The sequence below is a fragment of the Mycobacterium sp. AMU20-3851 genome (assembly GCF_043974665.1).
GTDB lineage: Bacteria > Actinomycetota > Actinomycetes > Mycobacteriales > Mycobacteriaceae > Mycobacterium.
On sequence record NZ_CP146371.1, the window covers coordinates 4,665,467 to 4,687,139 of the forward strand.

Here is a 21,673-nt window from a genome sequence, read left to right on the forward strand (position 1 = left end):
CGTCGAGTTCGAGAGGAAAAGGGCGACATGTCTCAGGGTGCGCCGCTGACCGTGGCGAGGGCCCTGACGGTCCCACCGCTGGATCAGGGCTCGGTGCTCGCCGGGCACCGGGGGCTGACCCGCGAGGTGCTGTGGGTGGACATCATGCACGCACCCGCCGAAGCGTTCGTGCGCGCCGGCGACTTCGTCCTGACGACCGGTACCGATGTTCGCCAGCCCGGCGTGCGTGAGTTCCTCACCTTCCTGATGTCCTCGCCCGCCGCGGGGGTGGCGCTCGGCGGGCCGCCGGACATCGACACCCGCGAGCTGCTGTCCGAGCTGGTGCCGTTGGCCGACCGCCACGAGTTCCCGCTGGTGATGCTGCCGTGGGAGGTCCCCTTCGCCGACGTGCAGAAGCAACTGCTCCCGCTCGTCAGCGCGCCCGAGGACGCACCGATCCAGATGGTGATCGGCCGCCGCGAAGACGAGGACCCGCACTGGGCCGAGCACGCGCACGATTTCGCCGAGACGCTGAGACGGTTGGCGAGCAGTTCCGGCGTCACCCCGAAGACCTCGATCACCGACGATCTGGTGATGACGCACTTTTCGGCGCCGCTGTCCGCCTCGGCCGGTTCCGGACTCGTCGAATCCGCCTGGCAGCTCAGCGGCCTGCCGGAGAGCCTGGTCAGCTGGGTGCTGCTGCCGCCGGGGCAGGGCCACTCGGTGACCGTCGCCGCCGCGCCGGTACCCGACGGGTCGGTGGGGCCGCAGCAGTTCGCCGAGGTGCTGCGCCAGCATCCCCGGAGCATGGCGACCATCCTGAAGACGCTGCAGCCGCTGGTCGATTACGACAAGACCCGCAGGGGACAGCTGGTGCACACCCTGGAAATCCTGCTGAACGAGGCCATCAACACCAGCGCCGCCGCCCGGGCGCTGTATCTGAATCGGCACTCGCTGCTGTACCGGATCAAGCTCATCGAGGAGCTGACCGGCCTGTCGCTGAAGAATCCCGCCGACCGCTTCCAACTGGAGGTCAGCGTGCGCGTGCACCAGATCAACGAGGCGCGGATCGGTTCCGGCTCAACCGAATGAGCGCGGATCGATCAGCAGGTGATCGGTTACGTCCCCGATCATCTCGACGTCGACCTTCCGCTCGGTGAAGTACCAACTCTGCTCGTCGCGGGCGAAGGTGTCGGCGTAGCGGCCGACGACGATGGGTGCCAGCGCCACCCGGTCGGTCTGCTGCACGACGCAGAACGTCGACCGGGCCCACGCCCGGGCCCCCTCGATCTCGACGATCGGATTGAGCACCAGATGGCGGGTCCGGGTCCGGTTGCCGTGCTCGGGGAACCGGCGGGTGGTCGTCGCGAACAGCGTGGCGATCGCCTCGGCTCCCGCGACGCCCATGAAGGTGCCGCGGCCCAGCAACACCCCGACGCCGTCGAAATCACCCGCATCGATCAGCTCGGCGTACCGGTAGAGCAGTTCGTGCACGGCCAATCGATCGGCGGGATCGGCTGCTCGGCTCATGCCACCTGACCCTTGACCACCGGGAGCCCGGGATCGCTGGCCGCGTCCAGCCCGGACGGCGGCGCCCCCGCGGCGATCAGGTGCGCCGCGAACGACGCGATCATGGCCCCGTTGTCGGTGCACAGCCGCGGGCGGGGCACCCGCAGCGTCAGCCCGGCCGCCGCGCACCGTTGCTCGGCGAGTTCACGTACCCGCGAGTTGGCCGCCACCCCACCGGCGATCAACAACGTCGACACGCCCAGGTCGGTCGCGGCGCGCACCGCCTTCGCGGTCAACACATCGGCGACGGCTTCCTGGAAGCCCGCGGCCACATCGGCACGCGGTGCGTCCGGGTTGCGCTCCAGGTGCCGGGCCACTGCGGTCTTGAGCCCGGAGAAGCTGAAGACGTAGGGCTCGTCGCGGGGTCCGGTCATGCCGCGGGGAAAGACGATGGCGTCCCGGTCGCCGGTGCGGGCCAGGTCATCGAGCGGTTTGCCGCCCGGATACCCGAGGCCCAGCAGGCGGGCCACCTTGTCGTAGGCCTCCCCCGCCGCGTCGTCCACGGTGCTGCCCAATTCGATGATCGGCTGACCGAGCGAACGCACATGCAGCAGCTCGGTGTGCCCGCCGGAAACCAGCAGCCCCACGCATTCGGGCAGCGGTCCGTGGTCGTACACGTCGGCGGCCAGGTGCCCACCGAGATGGTTGACGGCGTAGAACGGCACCTCCCAGGCGGCCGAATACGCTTTGGCCGCAGCCACTCCCACCAGCAGGGCACCGGCGAGGCCCGGGCCGATGGTGGCGGCCACGACGTCCGGGCGCGTCACCCCGGCGGTGTCGAGCGCCCGCCGCATGGTCGGGCCGAGGGCCTCCAGGTGCGCCCGCGACGCGATCTCGGGCACCACACCGCCGAAGCGGGCGTGCTCGTCCACGCTGGAGGCGACCTCGTCGGCCAGCAGGGTGACAGCACCGTCGTCGTCGAGCCGGGCGATCCCGACTCCGGTTTCGTCGCAGGAACTTTCGATGGCCAAAATGATCATGCCGGGTCTCGCTTCATGGTGTAGGCATCAGCGCCGCTGACCTTGTAGTACCGCTTGCGCACGCCCACCGTGGCGAATCCGACGCTTTGGTACAGGTTGATGGCGGCTTCGTTGTCGGTACGCACCTCCAGGAACACCTCGCCGCCCTTGGCGAAGCGCAGCAGCTCCTCGAGCAGCCGCCGCCCGATGCCGCGGCCCTGATAGGTCGGGTCGACCCCGATGGTGTGCACCTCGTATTCGAACGGCGGGATGCGGCCCAGCCGGGAGATCCCTGCGTAACCGATCAGCCGACCGTCCGCCCGGGCCGCCACATAGTGGTTGTGCTTGCCGCTCAGCCCGTGCAGAAAGGCCGCCGGTGGCCACGGGTCGTCCCCGGCGAACAACTGCGATTCCAGTTCGGCGCAGCGGACCGCATCGGCGCGGGTCATGGCGTCGACCGTGATGTCGGGTCCCGTCACGCCAGCCCTCGTTCGGCCAGGGTCTTGGCGTCCGGGCGGCGTAGATACAGCGGCACCAGCGGCTCCGGCTCTGCCGACCAGTCCGCGACGGCGGCAACGAGTTCGGCCGCCGACGGATACTCCGGTTCGATGACCGGTAACCCGAACGTCGCGCCCAGGGTCGGCGACCCGGCCACCCGCTGCACACCCCCGGCATCCACCGCGGCCGGTGCGTCGACCTGCGGTCCGGCCACCCGCACACCGTCGCGGTAGCGCGCCCAGTACACCTCGCGGCGACGGGCGTCGGTGACGACGAGGACCTCACCGTCGGTCGCGCGGGCGATGGCATCCAGCGTGCACACCCCGTGTACCGGGATCCCCAGCGCCTGCCCGTAGGCGGCGGCGGTCGCCATCCCGACCCGCAGCCCGGTGAACGGCCCGGGGCCGCAGCCCACCACCACGGCATCCAGGTCGCTCATCGTCTTACCGCAATCAGCAAGTGCGGCAACGATGTTCGGGGTCAGGCGCTCGGCGTGGGCGCGCGCGTCGATGACGGTCCGCTCGGCCAGGGTGGTGATCTTCTCACCCACCTCGACGATGCCGGCGGTCACCGCTGCAGTGGCGGTGTCGATGGCCAGTACGATCATGAAACGCTCCATCGCCATGTCGCGGTGCGCTTCTCGGAATCGGCGTCACGATGCAACTGAATGTCCAGATGATTCTCCGAGAGCCGTTCGGCCAGCCCTTCTCCCCACTCCACGACCACCACGGCGTCCTCGAGATCGGTGTCCAGATCCAGCGAATCGAGTTCACCGAGCAGGTCGCCACCGTGATCGAGCAGTCGGTAGATGTCCACGTGCACCAGGGCGGGGGCCCCGTCCCGGCGGGCGCGATGCACCCGGGCCAGCACATAGGTGGGCGAGGTGACCGGCCCCTCGACATCCATCCCCGCCGCGATTCCCTTGGTGAACATGGTTTTCCCGGCGCCCAGCGGACCGGAGAGCACCACCACGTCGCCGGCGCGCAGTTCGGCGCCGAGCCGCGCGCCGAGGGCGACGGTGTCCTCGGGGGTGAGCAGTTCGGCGGTACCGCCGCTGCGTTCAGCCATGGTTGCGGGTCCGTTCCTTGATCTTGCGGGTCAGCGCCACCAGTTTGGACGGTGTGGCCCGTTCCACCAGACGTACCAGTGCCTCGTCGATGAGTTCGGGCCGCTCCAACTGGACGAGATGCCCGGCGCCTTCGGCGATCACCAGCTCGGCCTTGGGCAGCGCCACGGCCATCTGTTGGGAATATTCTTTGGGGGTGAGCAGATCCCGGTCGCCGCAGGCGATCAGCGTCGGGATCTTCGCCAGTGACCGGAGGCCTTCGGTCTCGTCGTGTACCTCCAGCGCGTGCAGGAATCCGACCAGCGTGTGCACCGAGGTGTCGTGCATCATCGATTCACTGAAGGCCACCACGCTGGGGCTGACGTCCTCGTCGCCGTAGGACGCGGCACGCAGCACCGGCCCGATGATGGATCGGGCCACGCCACGTCCGTTGTGCACGACCCCGGGGGCGTACCGCACGATGAACCGGGCCGCCTCCAGCGCCGGGTTACGCAGGATCTCCCCGAGCGGAGACCGCGAAACCCCTTCCGCGGCAGACGCGATCAATGCCGCGCCGACGATGCGGGTCGGGTAGCGCTGCGGGTACTGCCGGGCGTGCGCCAGCACCGTCATACCGCCCATCGAGTGCCCGACCAGTACGACGGGCCCGCGCGGCGCCATCACCGCCAGCACCGACTCCAGGTCCTGGCCGAGTTGGGGCACGGTGAAGGTGTCCGGCGACGCATCGCCGGACAGACCGTGACCGCGCTGGTCATAGAACACCATGCGGACCTGATCGCCCCACTGCCGCGCGAGCATGTCCCGCTGGAAGTGGAACGCCCCCATCCGCAGACAGAAGCCGTGACAGAACACCACCGTCAACGGGGCGTTCTCCGGTCCGCATTCGCGCACCGCCAGTGGCACACCGTCATTCGTGGTGACCACGGTGCTGCGGTCGGAGTGCAGCAGTCCGAAATCCTCACCCGCATACGGGTCGTCGGCGCTGACCCGGCGGGCCAGTGAACGCGCCACCGAGGCCCCGGCCACCGAACCGACCGCGGTCAGCCCGGCCAGGCCGGCCAGCCAGCCGGCCACCGGCCAGCGCGCGTCGTCGTCGTCGGCCAATGGTCTCAGCCCGTCTCGCCGCGGTAGACGCGGGTGATCCGGCCCCGCGGGCTGGTCACCACCTCGTAGTTGATGGTCCCGATGAGCTCCGCCCAGTCCTGGGCGGTCGGTTCACCGGAGTCGCCGGGCCCGAACAGGATCGCCTCGTCGCCGATGCCGACGTCCACCGGACCGGGGCCGAGGTCGACGACGAACTGATCCATACAGACCCGCCCGACGTTGGGCCGCCGCCGTCCGTTGATGGACACCTCGAACCGGCCGCTCAGGGTGCGGAAGATGCCGTCCGCGTAGCCCAGGGGCACCAGGGCCAGGGTGGTGTCGCGCGATGCGACCCAGGTATGTCCGTAGGACACCCCGTCACCGGCCTTGATCGGCCGCACCATCACCACCGGGGCCTTCAGCGTCATCGCCGGGCGCAGGCCCATATCCCCGAGCGCCGGGATCGGGGTCTGCCCGTACAGCGCGATGCCCGGGCGCACCATGTCGAAGCGCAGATCCGGGCGGGTCAGCGCGGCCGGGGAGTTGCTCAGATGGGCCACCTCGAAATGCACGCCCTGCTCGCGGGCCTGCTCCCGCATCCCGGTCAGCCGCTGCGCCTGGACCGCGTTGAACGGGTTGTCGGGGTCGTCGCCGTGCACCAGATGGCTCATCAGGCCGCGCACCCGCACCGCCCCGTCGGCCTGCGCGCGGGCCAGCGCCGTCAGCAGCGCCGGGTAATCGGCGGCGCTGACGCCGTTGCGGCTCAGTCCGGTGTCCGCCTTGACCGTGACCACGGCGGTGACCCCGGTGCGCCGCGCCGCATCGACGAGGTCGTCCAGCTGGGCCGACGAGGACACCGCGATCTGCACATCGGCGTCCAGGGCGGGCGCGAAATCGGTGCCCGGGGGGTGCAGCCAGCTCAGGATCGGGGCGGCGATGCCGTCGCGGCGCAGTGCGAGCGCCTCGCCGACCGTGACCACCCCGACCTCGCTCGCCCCGGCTGCCAGCGCGGCCCGTGCCACCGCGGCGGCGCCGTGACCGTATCCGTCGGCCTTGACCACCGCCATGACCGCGGCCGGGCCGGCATGTTCACGCAGGACCCGCACGTTGTGGGCGATGGCGTCGAGGTCCACGACGACCTGAGGTCCGGTCGGCGGGGTCGGGTCGGTGGCGTGCATCGACCCGATTTTCTCATGCCGGGCCCAGTGACTCCGGTTCGTGTCAGTGCGCGAAGGGCCGCACCGTGTCGTACTGACCGTCGGGTTTGAGCTCGTCCAGGTTCTTCAGCGCGGTGATCAGGTCGTCCTTGAGGGCGCGGGCCAGATCCGCGGAGAAGCCTTCCCGGACCACGACCCGCAGCACCGCGACGTCCTCGGCGCCCTCGGGCATGGTGTAGGCCGGTACCTGCCAGCCGTACGCGCGCAGGGCGTGCGAGACGTCGAACTCGGTGTAGGCGCGGTCGCCGCGCAGCCGGAAGCTGACCACCGGGATGGCCGACCCGTCGGTGATCACGTCGAAATGCTCGCTCTCCCGCAGCTGGTCCCCCAGCCACCGCGCGGTGTCCGACAGGCAGTGCATGACCTGCGAGTATCCGGCCCGTCCCAGGCGCAGGAAGTTGTAATACTGGCCGACGACCTGGTTGCCCGGGCGGGAGAAGTTCAGCGTGAACGTGGGCATGTCCCCGCCCAGGTAGTTGACCCGGAACACCAGATCCTCGGGCAGGTGCTCGGCGTTGCGCCAGACCACGAACCCGATCCCCGGGTAGGTCAGCCCGTACTTGTGGCCGCTGACGTTGATCGACACCACCCGCGGCAGCCGGAAATCCCAGACCAGATCGGGATGCAGGAACGGCACCACGAACCCGCCGCTGGCCGCGTCGACGTGCACCGGGACGTCCACCCCGCCGTCGGCGGCCAAGGTGTCCAGTGCCGCGCAGATCTCGGCGATCGGCTCCAGCTCACCGGTGAAGGTGGTGCCCAGGATGCCGACCACGCCGATGGTGTCCTCGTCGACCGCGTCCAGCACCTGGTCGGGGGTGATGACGAAACGGTCCTGCGCCATCGGCAGATAGCGCGGTTCGACGTCGAAGTAGCGGCAGAACTTCTCCCAGACGACCTGCACGTTGGAGCCCATGACCAGGTTGGGGGTGCGTCCCTTCCAGCTCTCGCCCTTGGCACCACCAACCTTCTCGCGCCACCGCCACTTCATGGCCAGCCCGGCGAGCATGACCGCCTCGCTGGACCCGACGGTGGACACCCCGATGGCCGTGGCGGGATCGTCGTCGCGCAGGTCTTCGGCGTGGAACAGGTCGGCCACCATGGCCACACACCGCGATTCGATCGCGGCGGTCGCCGGGTACTCGTCCTTGTCGATCATGTTCTTGTCGAACGTCTCGGCCATCAACCGTTCGGCTTCGGGGTCCATCCAGGTCGTGACGAACGTCGCCAGGTTCAGCCGCGAACTGCCGTCGAGCATCAGCTCGTCGTGGATGTAGCGGTAGGCCGCCTGCGGATCCATCGATTCGCCGGGCAGCCGCAGTGCGGGCACCGGGTCGGTCGACAACCGTCCGGTGTAGGCGGGGGCGATGTGCGTTCTGGGCTTGTGCCTGCGGGTCATTCGGGATTTCCCTTTCCGTTCAACGATGCGATGGCGGTGCGTAGGTGGGCCAGGATGCCCCCGGCCGAGGTGGGCGCGGGGTGCGGGCCCGGGTCCTCGGCGGCAAGCCGGGCGGCCCGGGCGTGGACGAAGGCGGCCATCGCCGCGGCTTCGGCGGCGGGGATCCCGGCGGCCAGCAAGGACCCGACCACCCCGGACAGCAGGTCACCGGAGCCGGCCGTGGCGGCCCAGGACTGCCCGGCCGGATTCAGGTAGGTGCCGCTCGGTTCTTCGCTCGCCCCGGGGTCGGCGATGACGGTGACGTTGCCCTTGAGCAGCACGGTGGCACCGAGAGTTTCGGCCAGGGCGCGGGCCGCGGCGACACGGTCGGTGCCCACTTCCGCTGCGGCCAGCCGGCGGTACTCCCCCGCGTGCGGGGTGAGCACGGTGGGAGCACGCCGGTCGGTCACCAGCGCGGGTTCGGCGGCCAACAGCGTCAGCGCATCCGCGTCCACGATCACCGGTAGGTCGGTGGACAGCGCGAACCGCAATGCGGCCGCGGCCTTTTCATCGGTGCCGAGCCCGGGCCCGACCACCCAGGCCTGTACCCGGCCGGCCGATTCGACATCGGCTGTGGCGATCACTTCGGGCCACCGGGTGACCACCTCGTGCGCCGCGCTGCCCGCGTAACGGACCATGCCGGAGGTCGCCGCCACGGCGGCGCCGGTACTGAGAATGGCGGCACCCGGATAGGTCGCGGAGCCGGCCAGGATTCCGGTGACACCCTGGGTGTACTTGTCGTCACGAGGTCCCGGCACCGGCCAGCGGGCCGCGACGTCGGCCGCCTCCAACCCGACGACGTCGCTGGGTGCGAGGTCCAGTCCGATGTCGATGAGTTCGACCCGGCCGCAATCGGCCAGCGCGTGTACGGGTTTGCGACCACCGAAGGTGACCGTGACGGCCGCCCGCACGTGCGGCCCGTCGGCGGCACCGGTGTGCACGTCGATGCCGCTCGGGATGTCGACAGCGACGACGGGCGCGGCACACTCTGCGAAGACGGCGGCGGCATCGGGGCGCAGCGGGCCGCGCCCGGAGATCCCGACCACCCCGTCGATCACCAGATCCGTTGCCGCCGGGATGTTCTGTACCGGCCGGCCGCCGGCGCGGCGGAACGCCGCCAGCGCCGCGGGGTGGGTGTGTCCGGGTCTGAGCAGCACCGCCGAAACCTGGGCGCCGCGGCGGCGCAGGAAGGTCGCCGCCCACAGGGCGTCGCCGCCGTTGTCCCCGGAGCCGACGACCGCACACACCTGCCGGCCGTTGACGCCACCGGTGCGTTGCGCGAGCTCGCCGGCGATGACCCGGGCCAGCCCGTAGGCGGCCCGGCGCATCAGGGTGCCCTCTGGTTGCGAGGCGAGCAATGGCGCTTCGGCGGCCCGGATGGCCTCGGCGGTGTAGTAGTGCCGCATCAGCTCCCGTTCCGTCGATAGGCGCGCGCCAACAGGTTACGCGGGCCGGTCGATCTGTGGGACCGATCCAGCGGCCGCGGCGCACGCCAGGCCATACGATCAGACCCCGTGACCTACGGTCCCCCACCCGCAGCCAAGCCACCCGTTTCCGGGGTCGACATCGCCGTGTCGGTCACCGCGCTGGCGCTGGCCCTCGTCGGCGGCGCCGTCGCGGCTTTCTTCGGGATCTTCTTCATGGCGTTCACCGACACCTGCCCACCCGAGACGTGCGATATCGACGCCGGGGTGAGCGCCATGTTCACCGGCTTCATCGCCGCCGCGGGCCTGTGGGCCACCGGCCTGGTGGTCACCATCGCCCAGCTGGTGCGGCGGTCCCGGGCCTGGCCCTACGCGGTCGGGACCCTGGGACTGTGCGCAGCAGCATGCGTGCTGGGCATCGCCGGTTATCTGGTCGCGGTCGGCGGCTGACCTGTCCCGCCCGGCGGGTTACGGCTCGACGGTGACCTTGATGGCTTCGCCGTTCTTGACGATGCCGAACGCGTCGAGCACGTTCTGCAGCGGAATGTGGCGGGTGATCAGATCCTTGACCGGCACCTGCCCGGTGGAGATGTACTGCAGCGCGCGCTTGTTGTGTTCGGGCGCAGAACCGTTGGCGCCGTGGATGTGCAGTTGGCGGTAGTGCACGACATTGGAGTCGCAGGTGATCGTCGGATCGGTCTTGGGCAGCCCGCCGAAGAAGGAGATCCGGCCGTTGCGTGCGGCCATCGCGATGGCCTGCTCCTGGGCGATGTTGGCGGCGGTCGCGGTGATCACGATGTCCGCGCCGCGGCCACCGGTGAGTTCCATGACCTTCTCGACGACGTCGACCTCGGCGGCGTTGATGACCCCGTCGGGGTTGACAGCGTCGGCCGACATCTTCAGCCGGGCGTCGTTCACGTCGACCAGATAAATCGGTCCGCATTTGTGCACACCGCGCGCGATCCGGATGTGCATGCAGCCGATGGGGCCGGCGCCGAACACCACCACGGTGTCGCCCTCCTCGATGCCGAGCAGTTCCTGGGCGTTGATGGCGCACGCGAAAGGCTCTGCGGCCGAGGCCTCGTCGAAGCCCACGTTGTCCGGGATCCTGTTGAGTCCGTCGACCTTGAGGACCTGCTCGGGCACGATCATGTACTCGGCGAATCCGCCGTCGTACTGATAGCCCATCGAGGTCTGGTTCTGGCAGACCGCCATCCAACCCTTGCGGCACTCATGGCACTCCCCGCACGGCACCGCGGCGATCACCTGGACGCGGTCACCGGCCTTCCAATCGGTCCCGTGGGCCGAGTTCACATTGGCGCCGACCTCGACGATCTCGCCGGCGATCTCGTGGCCGATGGTGCGCGGCGGCGTCAGGTTCTGGTGCCCGTTGTAGAAGATCTTCACGTCGGTGCCGCAGGTGGAGCAGTTGCGGACCCGCATTTTCACTTCGTCGGGACCGCACTGTGGCTCTGGTACGTCCTCCAGCCGGACGTCTTCGGGGGCATAGAAACGCAGGGCTAGCATGCGCGGTCCTTTCGGTGGGCTTGCCAGGAGCCTAACGCCGATCCGGTCATAAAACCACAGATTTCTATGCCCGTTTTTGCCCGAATCGCTTGCAAAGCTGCCCGAGTATGCGGTGTACTGGTGATACTTGTGACCGGCATCACCCATCTGCCGGCGGAACCGGAGGTCATCGGATGTCCACCTTGGAAGCGTCAGCCGCAGACTCGCCGCGGACCGGTGTGCGGGTGCGGGTGCAGAAACTGGGCACCGCCCTGTCGAACATGGTGATGCCCAATATCGGCGCATTCATCGCCTGGGGATTGATCACCGCCCTGTTCATCGAACAGGGCTGGCTGCAGGCGATCTTCTCCGACCTGAAGAATCCGGAGGGGTGGGTCGCCAAGATCGGCGGTTGGGGCGCCTATGACGGCGCCGGGATCGTCGGCCCGATGATCACCTACCTGCTGCCGGTGCTGATCGGCTACACCGGCGGCCGGATGATCCACGGCAACCGCGGTGCCGTCGTCGGCGCCATCGCCACCATGGGCGTGGTCGCCGGCGCCGACGTGCCGATGTTCATGGGGGCCATGATCATGGGCCCACTCGGCGGGTGGTGCATGAAAAAGCTGGATGCACTGTGGGAAGGCAAGATCCGGCCCGGCTTCGAGATGCTGGTGGACAACTTCTCCGCGGGCATCCTCGGGATGCTGCTGGCCATCTTCGGGTTCTTCGGCATCGGTCCCATCGTGTCCTCGTTCACCCGGGGCGCCGGCAACGCCGTCGACTTTCTGGTCAACAACGATCTGCTGCCACTCACCTCGATCCTCATCGAGCCGGCCAAGGTGCTGTTCCTCAACAACGCGATCAACCACGGTGTGCTGACCCCGCTGGGGACCACCCAGGCGTTGGAGACCGGCAAGTCGATCCTGTTCCTGTTGGAGACCAATCCCGGGCCCGGCCTGGGAATCCTGTTGGCCTACATGGTGTTCGGCAGGGGCGCGGCGCGCGCGTCCGCTCCCGGGGCCGCCATCATCCAGTTCTTCGGCGGCATCCACGAGATCTACTTCCCGTATGTCCTGATGAAGCCCAAGCTGATCGTGGCCACCATCCTCGGCGGCATGACCGGCGTGTTCATCAACGTGCTGTTCGGGTCGGGTCTGCGCGCACCGGCCGCACCGGGATCGATCATCGCGATCTACGCCCAGACCGCCAGCGGCAGCTTCCTCGGGGTGACGCTGGCGGTGCTCGGCGCCACCGCGGTGTCGTTCATCGTGGCGGCATTCCTGCTCAAGACCGACAAGGCCACCGATGAACCCGATCTGGCCGCGGCCACCGCGTCGATGGAATCCATGAAGGGCAAGAAGTCCAGTGTCTCGGCCGCCCTGGTGGGCGCCGGAGCCGGCCACACCGGTCCGATCAAGACCATCGTGTTCGCCTGCGACGCCGGCATGGGTTCCTCTGCGATGGGAGCCTCGGTGCTGCGTAAGAAGATTCAGCAGGCCGGCTTCGGTGACGTCAAGGTGACCAACTCGGCGATCTCCAACCTGAGCGACACCTACGATCTGGTGGTGACGCACCGGGACCTGACCGCCCGTGCCACCCAGAAGACCGGGTCCGCCGTGCAGGTGTCCGTCGACGACTTCATGAGCAGCCCGCGCTACGACGAGATCGTCGAGCGGTTGCGGCAGACCAACACCGAAGGGGCTGCCGCGCCGGCGCCCACTGCGGAAGCCCCCTCCGAGACGCCGGCCGGGGATGCCACCGAGGTGCTGCCGCTGTCCTCGATCGTGCTCGACGGCAGCGGCGGCACCGCCGCACAGGCCATCGACGAGGCGGGCGCGCTCCTGGTCGCCGCGGGCGCGGTCGAACCCGCCTACGTCGACGCCATGCACGAGCGGGAGAAGTCGGTCTCGACCTACATGGGTAACGGGCTGGCCATCCCGCACGGCACCAACGATGCCAAGACCGCGATCCGCCGCACCGGTATCTCGTTCGTGCGCTACCCCGAACCCATCGACTGGAACGGTAAGCCCGCCGCGTTCGTGGTCGGGATCGCCGGTGCCGGCAACGATCACATGGCGCTACTGACCCGCATCGCCCACGTCTTCCTGGACAAGGATCGGGTGGCCCAACTCCGCTCGGCCGGCACCGCGGAGGAAATCCAGGCCGTGCTGAACGCCGGGGCATGACACCGACCAGAATGTGACCGTGGATTCGGATAGCCGCCAGCGCCAGATCGTCGAGTTCGCCCGCGACCGGGGGCGTGTCGAGGTACCCGCGCTGGCCGAGGAACTGCAGGTGGCGACGGAGACGATCCGCCGTGACCTCAAGGTGCTGGCCGGCCGCCGACTGCTCAAGCGGGTGCACGGCGGGGCGATCCCGCTGGAGACGGTGGCTTTCGAATCCGGTGTCGAGTACCGCAGCCAGGTCGACCTGGCCCAGAAGCACCGGATCGCCGGCGCCGCGGCAGACCAGCTGCACGGCGCCGAGACCGTATACCTCGATGAGGGTTTCACCCCCCGCCTGATCGCCGAGTTGCTCGCCGAGCGGGAGCTGACGGTGGTCACCTCGTCACTGTTGGCGGCCGAGGCGCTGGCCCACAGCAGCACCGTCACCGTGCTGCTGCTGGGCGGTCGGATGCGCGGCAGAACGCTTGCCACGGTGGATGAATGGGCGCTGGAACGACTTCGTTCCCTGGTCATCGACGTGGCGTTCCTGGGCACCAACGCCATCGCATTGGACCACGGCCTCACCACCCCGGATCCGGCGGTGGCAGCGGTGAAACAGACCGCGGTGCGGGTGGCTTCGCGAAGAATTCTGGTGGCCGCGCACTCCAAGTTCGGCCAGACCAGTTTCTGCCGATTCGCCGAGATCTCCGATTTCGAGTCGATCATCACCGGCACCGAGTTGCCGAGCGCGGAGGCGCATCGGTACGAGGCGCTGGGCCCCAGCGTACTGCGAGCGTGACGGCCGACTAGAAAGGTGGTGGGTCCGGGTCGCCGCCGCTGCCGGCCCGACTGGCGAACATGTCGTCTGGCGTGGTGACCCCCTTGGTGATTCGGTCCTCATTCCGTTCCCTTGATGCTGCCGCGAGGGCGAGTTCGGTTGCGTTGCGGGTGCGTTCGGCGTTGATGCGGTATTCGCGGTCTTGGGCGCGGGTGCGGGCCCGGGTGGGCATCTTGGAATCTTCGGCACCGCGGTCGATCAGGCTGATGTGTCGTGGCGGCGGCACGTCGGTGTGAACGTTCCAGTGCGGGAACAGAATCGACGCGCCCGGAGTGGTGACATAGGTGTGCCCGGTCGGTGAAGTCCACTCCGTACGGCCGTCGGGGCGGGCGGTGACGGTCCAGCCGTTCGGCCCGGTGCGGAATGTTTTGAGTAGATGATGTTCACGGCAGAGTGGACGCAGATTGCCCGGATGGGTGGCCCCGGCCGGCCACGGCGCGACATGGTCCAGATCGCAGCGGTGCGCCGGTTTCGAACAACCGGGGAAGCTGCAGGTTTGCGATTGCATGCGCACGAATGCGGTCAGTGCGGTGGAGGGCCGGTATTGGCGTTCGGTGGGTAGGTTCGCGGCCTCGGCGATGGTGCGGACTTTGGCGCCGGTGGCGATGAGGTCGGCGAGCATGGCGGCGGGGATGATGGCGCCGTCGAGGGTGATTCCGGCACCCGCGCCTGGCATTGTGGCCGCGGGCCGAGGCCGGGGCTCGGCATGGGCAGCGGGTTGGCCCGGGATATCGGGTTCCGCGGCGGGCTCGGGCGCTATTTCGGTGGCGTGCTCCGCAGACGGAGTACGCCCCGCGACCCCCTCCGGCGCGGGCTCAGGCGTCGGCCCGAGCCCGGGTCCGGGGCGTGCTTGCGCTCCGGGCACCTGATCGGTGAGCGCATAGATGACGACCGCCGTCGACCGCGGGTCTTTGCCGCTGCCTTCACAATCCGGGTCACCGCATTGGCAGGCCAACCGCTGCAGCGACGGCCCCACCACTCCGAGGGCACCCATGGCAGCGGAGAGACGTTCCCGCAGCGGCCGCGGATCGTTCGGGCACACGGTGGCGGCCAGATCATGCAGGCGCTGCTTGACCGCTTCCTTGTCGGTGGCCCGCAGCCGACCCCAGAACGAGCACACCCCGTTGGGGTCGTCCCGATCGTCGAACTCGACGTACAGGTCCTTGGCGACGGCCTTGGACCGGATCACCGCGATCGGGTCATACTTTTCCACCCAGAGATCCACCGCCCGGATCAACGCCGCCTCCGACAACATCCCGTACCGGGCGGCTTCTCCGGCGATACCGTCATCGATCAAGGCCAGCGCCTCTTCGTCGGTGACCAGTTTGGTGCGCCAGGTGATCTCCCCGATCACCTTCGCCGACAGGGCACCCGTCGCGAACAGTGCAGCCGCCTGCGGCAGCCGCTCGCGCAGGGTCACCCCGATCCGCATCTGCGTCGACGCGGCGTGCGCACTCACGTTGCACGCGGCGCTCACCTGGGCTTTGGCGTACGCCCAGCCGTCGATCACCTGACAGGCACTGACCTCGTCCTCGCTGTCGCACTGCCGTGCGGCCACCTCGGCGATCAAGGCCAACCGGTCCGCGGCGGCCATGGCCTCGGCCCGGGTCGCGGCCGTCACCGCGCAGATGAGCTGTTCCCCACTCATCTCCGCCAACGCAGCCCTATCGAACATAGTTTCGATTATGCCTCGAGGGTCCGACAATTGACTGTGATGTATCAGGACATCGGTGACACTTCGGGCGGCCTTCGTGGGACGGATCTCAACCGACGGGCTCGCGGACCGACGAGCGCCGGTCCGCGAGCCCGAACGGTTCAGACCTTGCTCGGCACCGAAAGCGGGGCCGGATCGACCGTGACCAGGTCGGTGGAGCGCTTACGCAGCGGGCCGGTCTTGCCGTGAGTCGCGTAGATCACCAGGCCCACGAACGCCAGTCCCCCCACGAGATTCCCGATCACCGTGGGGATCTCGTTCCACAGGAGATAGTCCATGATGGTGAACTCACCGCCGAGCAGCAGCCCGGACGGGAACAGGAACATGTTGACGATCGAGTGCTCGAAGCCAAGGTAGAAGAACACCATGATCGGCATCCACATGGCGATCACCTTGCCCGGCAGGCTGTCCGACATCATGGCTCCCACCACACCCATCGACACCATCCAGTTGCACATCACGCCGCGGATGAACAGCGCCAGCATCCCGGCGGCGCCGTGATCGGCATAGCCCACGGTGCGGCCCTCGCCGATCTGACCGATCGCCTGCCCGACGGCGTCGGGTTCCACGCTGAACCCGTAGGTGAAGTAGATCGCCATGAACACCGCGACGGTCAGCGCTCCGGCCAGATTGCCCAGGAACACCAGTCCCCAGTTCCGCAGCATCGGGCCGACCGTCACCCCCGGGCGCTTGTCCAGCCAGGCCAGCGGCACCAGCGTGAACACCGCTGTGAGAAGGTCGAACCCGAGCAGATGCAGCATGCAGAAACCCACCGGGAACAACACCGCGCCCAACAGCGGCTCCCCGGTCTTCACCGAGATCGTCACCGCGAAAGCCGCGGCCAGCGCCAGAATGGCGCCGGCCATGAAGGACCGGATCAGGGTGTCGCGGGTGGACATGAACACCTTCGATTCACCGGCATCGATGATCCGCACAGCGAGGTCGGCCGGTTTGACGTATGACATGAGCTATCTCCTTTGCCCGCAATCACCAGTGGTACGGCAGAAACTTGCCGTCGATGGTCACGACGACCCGGTCCCCATCCGGGTCGGCCCGGCGTTCGAAGTTCACGTTGCAGTTGATCGCGCTCATGATGCCGTCACCGAATTCCTCGTGGATCAGCGCCTTGAACGCCGGACCGTACACATTGATCAGTTCGACGAAGCGGTAGATCGTCGGGTCGGTCAGCACGGCCGTGTTCTCGGTCCGGTACGGCTGGCGCTGCAGGGCTGCAACGGTTTCCGGGCCGAGACCCAGCAGGTCACCGACGGCGCGGGCCTCGGCGTTGGGCATCGGGTGACTGCCCAGCATCGCGGCCACCGTCCACACCAGCGGCCGGTCGACGTGGTCGGCGAGCTTCTGCCAACTGATCCCGGTTTCCAGACGACGTCGTTCGATCTCGTCGATCACGGGTGAGGTGGGGTCGTAGGCCATCGGCACTCTCCTTCGCAGTGGTGGTAACCCCATGACAACAATCGCCGGGGCGGTTTGCCCATGGCAAAACACGCAGGGAGTACGGCATTTTGCGCACGGGTGACACCGTTTAACCACGCCGTAACGAGCGGAGAAAGCCGTCGAAACCCGCCGCCCCTAGCGTGAGCACAAATCGGAAGCCAGGTGGGAGCGTGTTGAACCAAACCGTCCTCGACGCCGGCACCCTCTCGGCGGTGATCGACGTCGCGCCGACCCCACTGTGGGTGATCGGCCCGGACGGCACGGTGGCATTGGCGAATCAGGCCGCGCTGAGGATGCTCGGCTACCGCAGCGATGACGACGTGATCGGCGCCCCAAGCCACGACACCCTGCATGAATGGCATCCCGACGGGTCGCGGTACCCGTCGGACTCCTGCCCGATACTCGACGGCTGCGGCTCCGCTGCCGACAGGGCGCACGAATGGTTCATCACCCGGGCGGGCCAACCGATCCCGGTCACCTGGTCGGCACGACCCCTCGGTACCGACGGCACCCGGCTACTGGCGTTCGCCGATGCCTCCGAACGGATCGCGTCAGACCGACACCGCGATTATGGGCACCGCACAGCGCTGCGGGCACGTCTACTGACCCATATCGACGCCTGCTTCCGAGACCCGGAGTTCACCGCGGCCCGGCTGGCGGCCGAATTCCACCTCTCACTGCGCACGGTGCAGCAGTTACTGGCCGAGGACGGTCGATCGCCGGCCAACGAGATCCGGTGCAGGCGACTGGAACTCGCGAGCACACTGATCGCCCAGGGCGCCTCGGTGAGACACGCCTGCCACTCCAGCGGTTTCACCGACCCGGGAACGTTCAATCGGGCATTTCGCCGTCACTTCGGCCAGCCGCCCAGCCAATGGGCAGCCCAGGCCGGGTGACGGTCCGGTTCACGAACCGTCGACACGCGTCCAGAATGCGCCGGCCGAAGCCGTGATCTCATCGGGAAACTCGCCGGTGAGTGCATGCGATGCCGCTCCCCACAACTCCACCTGACCATTGGGCAACAGTTCCCGCGCGGACCTCGCCGCCCGGTCGGCGTCATGTATGACGCTGCGACCGGCAAGGATCGCCAGCACAGGCATCTGCAGACCGCGTAACTGCTCCGGCGTGAAGCGGGTCGGCGCCGGCTGCTGCAGCACGAAATTCTCTGTGCCGGAGTTGATCAACTTCAGCACCGGTTCGGATTCGTCGATCTCCACCCCGCCGGACATCCAGCGCAGGACCCGACGGCGCAACCCCTGCGGAACCCCCGGCAGGCCCATCGGAATGAAGGCCAGCATGGTCCGAATCGGTATGCGCGCGAAGGTCATCACCGGATCCAGCAGCACCAAAGAGGCGACTCGGGCCGGGTTGTGTACCGCGTAGTTGACCGCGGTCCAACCCCCGAACGAAACCCCCATCAGGTGCACCGATTCCAGGCCGAGGCCGATCAGCAGCTCATCGAACCAGCGCGCCTGGTCCTCGACGCCGGTGATCGGCGATCGCTGCACCGACATGCCGGGCTCCCCCAGCAGGTCAAGGCAATACACGCTGCGGTGCGCGAGCAGTCCGGGCAGGTTGTCCGCCCACATCGGGGTCGAGGCGTTACGACCGGGCAGCAGCACTACCGGCCGGCCCGGGCCACCGCCGAACCGGTAGACCCGGACATCACCGAAAGTGGTCGGTACATCGCAGGTTTCTTCGACCGCGGGAAGTCTGGCCAGCGCGGCGTCGTAGGCGGCAGCGAAATGTGCACGGGCCGCCTCGCTACGCCAATGCCCGACTCCCACAGCGCTATTCGACGGTGACCGACTTGGCCAGGTTTCGCGGTTTGTCGACGTCATAGCCGCGCGCCTGCGCCACCCCGGCCGCGAACACCTGCATCGGAATCGTCGACAGCAGCGGCTGGAAAAGCGTTGACACGGCCGGGATCTCGATGAGGTGATCGGCGTACGGGGCCACCGTGTCGTCGCCTTCCTCGGCGATGACGACGGTGATGGCACCGCGGGCCTGGATCTCGCGGATATTGCTCAGCAGCTTCGCGTGCAGGGTGGCCGCACTCTTGGGCGACGGCATCACCACGATGACCGGCAGATCATCCTCGATCAGCGCGATGGGTCCGTGCTTGAGCTCGCCGGCGGCGAACCCTTCGGCGTGCATGTAGGCCAGTTCCTTGAGCTTGAGCGCGCCTTCCAGCGCCACCGGGTAGCCCACGTGGCGACCGAGGAACAGCACCGCCGAAGCCTGGGCGAATCGCTGCGCCAGCGCGGTCACCGGCTCCATGCAGGTGAGCACCCGCGACACCTGATCGGCCATGGCCTCCAGGTCGTGGTACTCGCGGGCCACCTCATCGGCGTACTTGGTGCCGCGGGCCTGTGCCAGCGCCAGCCCGACCAGATAGTTCGCGGTCAGCTGCGCCAGGAACGTCTTGGTGGACGCCACGCCGATCTCCGGGCCGGCCCGGGTGTAGAGCACGGCGTCGGCCTCCCGCGGGATCTGGCTGCCGTTGGTGTTGCAGATGGCCAGAACCTTGGCCTTCTGCTCCTTGGCGTGCCGCACGGCCTCCAGGGTGTCGGCGGTCTCGCCGGACTGCGAGATCGCGATCACCAGGGTGCTGCGGTCCAGAACCGGGTCGCGGTACCGAAATTCGCTGGCGAGTTCGACCTCGACGGGCAGCCGGGTCCAATGCTCGATGGCGTATTTGGCCAGCATGCCGGAGTGGTAGGCGGTGCCGCACGCCACGATGAAGACCTTGTCGACCTCGCGGAGCTCCTGATCGGAGAGGCGCTGCTCGTCGAGCACGATGCGGCCGTCGACGAAGTGCCCCAGCAGGGTGTCCGACACCGCGGCGGGCTGCTCGGCGATCTCCTTGAGCATGAAGTACTCGTAACCGCCCTTTTCGGCGGCGCTCAGGTCCCAGTCGATGTGGAACGGCCGCGTCGGGACGTCCGTGTTGCCGGAGAAGTCGCTGATCGTGTACCCGTCGGCGGTGATGACGACCGCTTGGTCCTGGCCGAGTTCGACGGCTTCTCGGGTGTATTCGATGAACGCCGCCACATCGGAGCCGATGAACATCTCGCCGTCGCCGACGCCGACCACCAGCGGGGTCGAGCGGCGCGCGGCGACGATGGTGCCGGGTTCGTCGGCGAAGGCGAACACCAGGGTGAAATGGCCTTCGAGCCGGCGCAGCACCGACAGCACCGACCCCACGAAGTCGCCCGCGGTCTCTCCGTTGCGGTAGGCCTGCGCCACCAGGTGCACGGCCACCTCGGAGTCGGTGTCGCTGGCGAACTCGATCCCGGCAACCTCCAACTCGGCGCGCAGCGAGGCGAAGTTCTCGATGATGCCGTTGTGCACGACGGCGAACTTGCCGCTGGTGTCACGGTGCGGGTGGGCATTGCGGTCGGTGGGCCGACCATGGGTGGCCCACCGGGTGTGCCCCATCCCGGAGGTGCCGCCGAGCGCCTCACCGGATTCGGCCGCGTCTTTCAAAGCGTCTTCGAGGTTGGCCAGCCGCCCCGCACGGCGCTGCACGGCGAGGCCACCGGCACCGTCGAGGACGGCGACCCCCGAGGAGTCGTAGCCGCGGTATTCCATCCGGCGCAGCGCATCGACGACGATCTCGCAGGCAGGGCGCTGCCCGACATAGCCGACGATTCCACACATAGGCGTCAAGGGTAGTGCAGCGACGGCCCGGCTTTCGCTCGCGCGGATGTCAACTGGCCCAGCAGGGCCCGCGACCACCCCAAACGCGAAGTACAGGACGTGGTGCCCCGCACCATGTGAGCGTGGCCACCGGGCAGCGCGGCCGCCCCGCCGACGAGGGACAGCACCGACATCGCCGTCGGCCGCAACGTCACACCTGCAACGTAGGCCGGGCGGCCGTGGGCTACGGTCAACGGGTGGCCAAGACGAAGCAGCTCTTCGCTGCTCTGACCCGGCGCGGACCGCATCGCGTGCTGCGCGGAGATCTCGCGTTCGCCGGCCAGCCCGGCGTCGTCTACACCCCCGAGTCGGGGCTGAATCTGCCCGGTATCGCGTTCGGTCACGACTGGCTGACCGGGACCGACCGGTATTCCGGCACCCTGGAGCACCTGGCGTCCTGGGGCATCGTCGCCGCGGCGCCCGACACCGAGCGGTCGTTCGCACCGTCGGTGCTCAATCTCGCCTTCGACCTTGGCACCACCCTGGACATCATCGCCGGGGTGCGGCTGGGGCCCGGCAAGATCAGCGTGCACCCGACCAAGCTGGGCCTGGTCGGCCATGGTTTCGGTGGCTCGGCCGCGGTGTTCGCCGCCGCCGGGCTGGGGTCCCGGCTGCAGGCGGTCGCCGCCCTCTACCCCGCGGTCAGCAGCCCGCCGGCCGAACAGCCCGCCGCGACGCTGAAGAGCTCCGGGCTGATCCTGCGGGCACCGGCCGACGGCACCGCCATCCGTTCCAACGCCGACGCGCTGTCGCGGGCCTGGCCCACGGCCATCCTGCGGACTGTGCACAAGGCCGAGCCCGGGGGCCTGATCGAGGGACGCCGGCTGGCCAAGGCGTTCGGGCTGCCCGGTGCGGACCGCGGCACGCAAAAGGCCACCCGCGCCCTGCTCACCGGTTACCTGCTGCACGTGCTCGCCGGCGACAAGACCTATCGCGATTTCGCCGATCCCGACGTGTTGCTGCCCAAGACCGTGGCGCCGGTGCCGGACGCCGAGCAGCCCACCCTTGAGGACAAGGTGGCCGCCCTGCTGAAGGGCTGAGCAGGGCTTACCGGGGT

The 21,673-nt window shown here is 68.6% G+C and carries 22 protein-coding genes; 6 read left to right on the forward strand and 16 right to left on the reverse strand.

What is annotated here, in order from left to right; all coding sequences use genetic code 11:
- The first annotated feature begins 27 nt into the window (after window positions 1-27).
- Complete coding sequence (locus V4U86_RS22235; protein ID WP_395308059.1) at window positions 28-1,071, forward strand: PucR family transcriptional regulator; 1,044 nt, start codon at window positions 28-30, stop codon at window positions 1,069-1,071.
- Here V4U86_RS22235 and V4U86_RS22240 read toward each other — a convergent pair.
- From V4U86_RS22240 to V4U86_RS22280, 9 genes are read right to left on the reverse strand one after another with little or no spacing between them, the layout of a single operon-like run.
- Entirely contained in the window at window positions 1,060-1,509 is a 450-nt protein-coding gene (locus V4U86_RS22240; RefSeq protein ID WP_395308060.1) for a nuclear transport factor 2 family protein, read from the reverse strand. The genes V4U86_RS22235 and V4U86_RS22240 overlap by 12 nt on opposite strands.
- Entirely contained in the window at window positions 1,506-2,528 is a 1,023-nt protein-coding gene (tsaD, locus tag V4U86_RS22245) for a tRNA (adenosine(37)-N6)-threonylcarbamoyltransferase complex transferase subunit TsaD (RefSeq protein ID WP_395308061.1), read from the reverse strand. Before tsaD ends, V4U86_RS22240 begins: the two co-directional genes overlap by 4 nt.
- Window positions 2,525-2,956 (reverse strand): ribosomal protein S18-alanine N-acetyltransferase, encoded by a 432-nt coding sequence (gene rimI / locus V4U86_RS22250; protein WP_395312165.1) that lies wholly within the window; start codon window positions 2,954-2,956, stop codon window positions 2,525-2,527. Before rimI ends, tsaD begins: the two co-directional genes overlap by 4 nt.
- A 26-nt stretch (window positions 2,957-2,982) precedes the next feature.
- Window positions 2,983-3,612 (reverse strand): tRNA (adenosine(37)-N6)-threonylcarbamoyltransferase complex dimerization subunit type 1 TsaB, encoded by a 630-nt coding sequence (gene tsaB, locus V4U86_RS22255; RefSeq protein WP_395308062.1) that lies wholly within the window; start codon window positions 3,610-3,612, stop codon window positions 2,983-2,985.
- A complete protein-coding gene (gene tsaE, locus V4U86_RS22260; RefSeq protein WP_395308063.1) occupies window positions 3,609-4,073 on the reverse strand; it encodes a tRNA (adenosine(37)-N6)-threonylcarbamoyltransferase complex ATPase subunit type 1 TsaE in 465 nt (154 codons plus the stop codon). The genes tsaB and tsaE overlap by 4 nt, the downstream gene beginning before the upstream one ends.
- On the reverse strand, window positions 4,066-5,175 hold the full coding sequence (locus tag V4U86_RS22265) for an alpha/beta fold hydrolase (protein ID WP_395308064.1): 1,110 nt from the start codon (window positions 5,173-5,175) through the stop codon (window positions 4,066-4,068). The genes tsaE and V4U86_RS22265 overlap by 8 nt, the downstream gene beginning before the upstream one ends.
- Before the next feature lie 5 nt (window positions 5,176-5,180).
- Window positions 5,181-6,332 (reverse strand): alanine racemase, encoded by a 1,152-nt coding sequence (gene alr / locus V4U86_RS22270; protein WP_395308065.1) that lies wholly within the window; start codon window positions 6,330-6,332, stop codon window positions 5,181-5,183.
- Window positions 6,333-6,375: 43 nt separating this feature from the next.
- Window positions 6,376-7,770, reverse strand: coding sequence for a glutamate decarboxylase (locus V4U86_RS22275; RefSeq protein ID WP_395308066.1), 1,395 nt, complete (start codon window positions 7,768-7,770; stop codon window positions 6,376-6,378).
- A complete protein-coding gene (locus V4U86_RS22280) occupies window positions 7,767-9,215 on the reverse strand; it encodes an NAD(P)H-hydrate dehydratase (RefSeq protein WP_395308067.1) in 1,449 nt (482 codons plus the stop codon). The genes V4U86_RS22275 and V4U86_RS22280 overlap by 4 nt, the downstream gene beginning before the upstream one ends.
- Before the next feature lie 108 nt (window positions 9,216-9,323).
- On the opposite strand from V4U86_RS22280, the gene V4U86_RS22285 reads away from it, so the two are divergent.
- Window positions 9,324-9,683, forward strand: coding sequence for a hypothetical protein (locus tag V4U86_RS22285; RefSeq protein WP_395308068.1), 360 nt, complete (start codon window positions 9,324-9,326; stop codon window positions 9,681-9,683).
- A gap of 18 nt (window positions 9,684-9,701) precedes the next feature.
- Here V4U86_RS22285 and V4U86_RS22290 read toward each other — a convergent pair whose 3' ends face one another.
- On the reverse strand, window positions 9,702-10,760 hold the full coding sequence (locus V4U86_RS22290) for a zinc-dependent dehydrogenase (RefSeq protein WP_395308069.1): 1,059 nt from the start codon (window positions 10,758-10,760) through the stop codon (window positions 9,702-9,704).
- Between the two features lie 173 nt (window positions 10,761-10,933).
- On the opposite strand from V4U86_RS22290, the gene V4U86_RS22295 reads away from it, so the two are divergent.
- Together V4U86_RS22295 and V4U86_RS22300 are read left to right on the forward strand one after the other, a co-directional pair.
- Window positions 10,934-12,928 (forward strand): PTS mannitol transporter subunit IICBA, encoded by a 1,995-nt coding sequence (locus V4U86_RS22295; RefSeq protein ID WP_395308070.1) that lies wholly within the window; start codon window positions 10,934-10,936, stop codon window positions 12,926-12,928.
- 19 nt (window positions 12,929-12,947) lie between these two features.
- Complete coding sequence (locus V4U86_RS22300; RefSeq protein ID WP_395308071.1) at window positions 12,948-13,706, forward strand: DeoR/GlpR family DNA-binding transcription regulator; 759 nt, start codon at window positions 12,948-12,950, stop codon at window positions 13,704-13,706.
- Window positions 13,707-13,713: 7 nt separating this feature from the next.
- Here V4U86_RS22300 and V4U86_RS22305 read toward each other — a convergent pair whose 3' ends face one another.
- The 3 genes from V4U86_RS22305 to cynS form a co-directional block, all read right to left on the reverse strand.
- Window positions 13,714-15,420, reverse strand: coding sequence for a DUF222 domain-containing protein (locus V4U86_RS22305; protein WP_395308072.1), 1,707 nt, complete (start codon window positions 15,418-15,420; stop codon window positions 13,714-13,716).
- 140 nt (window positions 15,421-15,560) lie between these two features.
- Window positions 15,561-16,424: a formate/nitrite transporter family protein gene (locus V4U86_RS22310; RefSeq protein WP_395308073.1), complete on the reverse strand. Its 864-nt coding sequence runs from the start codon at window positions 16,422-16,424 to the stop codon at window positions 15,561-15,563.
- 22 nt (window positions 16,425-16,446) lie between these two features.
- On the reverse strand, window positions 16,447-16,893 hold the full coding sequence (gene cynS, locus V4U86_RS22315; RefSeq protein ID WP_395308074.1) for a cyanase: 447 nt from the start codon (window positions 16,891-16,893) through the stop codon (window positions 16,447-16,449).
- A 191-nt stretch (window positions 16,894-17,084) separates the two neighbouring features.
- On the opposite strand from cynS, the gene V4U86_RS22320 reads away from it, so the two are divergent.
- Window positions 17,085-17,810, forward strand: coding sequence for a helix-turn-helix transcriptional regulator (locus tag V4U86_RS22320; RefSeq protein WP_395308075.1), 726 nt, complete (start codon window positions 17,085-17,087; stop codon window positions 17,808-17,810).
- Between the two features lie 9 nt (window positions 17,811-17,819).
- Here V4U86_RS22320 and V4U86_RS22325 read toward each other — a convergent pair whose 3' ends face one another.
- Genes V4U86_RS22325 through V4U86_RS22335 form a run of 3 tightly spaced genes read right to left on the reverse strand, consistent with a single transcriptional unit; the run spans window position 17,820 to window position 20,771 of the window.
- Window positions 17,820-18,701 (reverse strand): alpha/beta fold hydrolase, encoded by an 882-nt coding sequence (locus V4U86_RS22325; RefSeq protein WP_395308076.1) that lies wholly within the window; start codon window positions 18,699-18,701, stop codon window positions 17,820-17,822.
- 4 nt (window positions 18,702-18,705) lie between these two features.
- Window positions 18,706-20,577: a glutamine--fructose-6-phosphate transaminase (isomerizing) gene (gene glmS / locus V4U86_RS22330; RefSeq protein WP_395308077.1), complete on the reverse strand. Its 1,872-nt coding sequence runs from the start codon at window positions 20,575-20,577 to the stop codon at window positions 18,706-18,708.
- Between the two features lie 5 nt (window positions 20,578-20,582).
- Window positions 20,583-20,771: a hypothetical protein gene (locus V4U86_RS22335; protein WP_395308078.1), complete on the reverse strand. Its 189-nt coding sequence runs from the start codon at window positions 20,769-20,771 to the stop codon at window positions 20,583-20,585.
- Between the two features lie 42 nt (window positions 20,772-20,813).
- Here V4U86_RS22335 and V4U86_RS22340 point away from each other — a divergent pair, with 42 nt between their 5' ends.
- Window positions 20,814-21,656: a dienelactone hydrolase family protein gene (locus V4U86_RS22340; protein WP_395308079.1), complete on the forward strand. Its 843-nt coding sequence runs from the start codon at window positions 20,814-20,816 to the stop codon at window positions 21,654-21,656.
- Window positions 21,657-21,673: the final 17 nt, after the last annotated feature.